Source organism: bacterium (genome assembly GCA_030654305.1).
Classification (GTDB): Bacteria; Krumholzibacteriota; Krumholzibacteriia; order LZORAL124-64-63; family LZORAL124-64-63; genus PNOJ01.
In genome coordinates this window covers 1-1,933 of sequence record JAURXS010000083.1, presented here as the reverse complement: position 1 = coordinate 1,933, position 1,933 = coordinate 1, and the positions used below count along the sequence as shown (strand labels likewise).

Sequence of the window (1,933 nt, the reverse complement as noted above, 5' to 3'; positions counted from 1 at the left end):
GTCGTGTTGAGGTCGGTGCTGCCGTTCCCGCGCAGGCGCACGTCGACGATCCCGTTCGGTCCCGGCGGCGTGGAGACCGGCCCCTCGCCGAAGTTCACGATGACCGAGGCGTCGCCCGCCGCCCGGCTGAAGACGCCGTCCGCCTGGTCGAAGTACTCCTCCATCGTCGTGGCGCTGCCGAAATCGAAGAAGTAGCGGCCCGTCGCGGCGTTGTAGGTCGTCACGTCCCGCAGGTTGTCGCCGACGGTCGCCGTGATGTCGGCGCCGTTGCGGTCCAGGATCTGGGCCTGGTAGTGGCCGCCGACGCGCGTGCCGCGCACCTCGTAGTAGGTCGAGCCGGTCAGGTACTCCGGGTCGGTGTACATGTGGGGCGGCCGCACCTCGAAGCCCTCGGTGAGGGTGCCGCAGTTGAGGTGCTGGTCGTGGCTGCCGAAATCGGCGTCGCCGCCGACGTGGACGCGGCCGTCGATGCACACGTTCGCGTTGGCGATCAGGTCCCCGGCGCTCAGCAGGGCGACCTCGAGCGCGGCCGGCGGCAGCTCGCCCACGGCCATGATGCGGCGGCGGGCGTTCTTGAAGGTCCCGGTCGCCGTCAGCCTCACGTACGGGTCGGACGAGGCCCCGATGGTGGTGTCCGCGATGGCGAGGTCGTAGGTCCCGCCGGCCAGGGCGACCCCGGTCCAGCCGTCGCGCCAGGTGCGGTCCTCGAGGAGTTTGGCCCGGGCGCGCTCGAGCGCGGCGTCGGCCAGGTAGAAGGCCTGCGTCGTCTCCTGGTCGTGGATCGCCAGCCGGGTCTCGTAGGAGGCGGTGGAGAACATGGCCAGGCCAGCGATGATCAGCACGAAGACGAAGACGGTCACGGCCAGCAGCACGTAGCCGCCCTGGTCTCCCAGAGGCCGCCGCGGCCCCGTCTCGGACCTGCCGGAATACCGGTGCATCAGAACTCCAGCGCCCGGTTGCGGACGCAGACCTGGGTGAACCCGCCCGACTGGTTGCCGATGTCGTCGGACAGCGACAGGTTGAGGTCCAGGGCCGTCGAATCGACGGTGGTGGACACGCTGAGGGAGGCGCAGGCCCGGTCCGTCAGGGCGACGCCGTCGCGCTGGAACCTGGCCCCGCCGCTCTCGGTGACCCGCCGGAACACGTGCAGGACGGCCCCGCTCGCGTCGAAGGTGCGGAACTCGGCGTCGCCGCTCGACGCCACCGCGTGCGCGACGCGGACGTCGCGGCTGACGGTCTCGATCATCCTCGTCACCTCCTGCTGGAGGTAGGCCTGGTCGTGGCCGCCCACGATCAGCCGCTGGTTGCTCACGGCCAGCCGGCTGATGGCCAGCGCGACGATGACCGAGGCCATGATGGCGATCATCATCTCGAGCAGGGTCAGGCCCGTCTCGGCCGCTCCCCGCCGTCCGTCCGTTCGCGCTTTCAATGGTGACCTCCGCCGTTCCCGTGTTCGTCGTCGTCCTCGTCGAGGCCGCCGTCGTCGTCTCCCCAGCCGCCGCCCCAGCCGCCGCCGCCGCCGCCGGTGGCACTGCTGCCGCCGCCGGCCCCGGTGTCGTCCCAGGGGATGCAGCGGCCCAGGATCGAGGTCAGGGTCAGGGTGCGCGGGACCGTGTTGCCGCCGATCAGCTTGTTCCAGCCGACGGTGACGGTGACCGTGGAGGCGAAGGTCTCCGGCACGCCCGCCTGCACCGCGTGCGTCACGGTGTAGCTGCGGGTGCCGACGACGTAGGTCGTGTCCCGCCCGACCAGGGTGGCCAAGGTGTCGAAGGACTCCTCGCGGCGCAGGCTCTCCAGCCGGGCCCGCGCGATCGAACTCGCGACGCGCCGGCTCTCGTCCAGGTCCATCTGGGTCCGGCTCCGCGCGGCGTACTGCGCCGCGCCGAAGTAGACGAGCAGCAGGACCACGGCGGCCACCATCACCTCGATGAGG

The 1,933-nt window shown here is 71.4% G+C and carries 3 protein-coding genes; all 3 read right to left on the bottom strand.

The features are described 5' to 3' along the window. On the bottom strand, positions 1-938 hold a 938-nt coding region (locus Q7W29_02270; GenBank protein MDO9170636.1), incomplete at its 3' end, for a pilus assembly PilX N-terminal domain-containing protein. Continuing rightward, complete coding sequence (locus Q7W29_02265; GenBank protein MDO9170635.1) at positions 938-1,429, bottom strand: hypothetical protein; 492 nt, start codon at positions 1,427-1,429, stop codon at positions 938-940. The genes Q7W29_02265 and Q7W29_02270, both read right to left, overlap by 1 nt. Continuing rightward, positions 1,426-1,933 (bottom strand): hypothetical protein (locus Q7W29_02260; protein ID MDO9170634.1); only part of this gene is annotated, 508 nt, incomplete at its 5' end. The genes Q7W29_02265 and Q7W29_02260, both read right to left, overlap by 4 nt.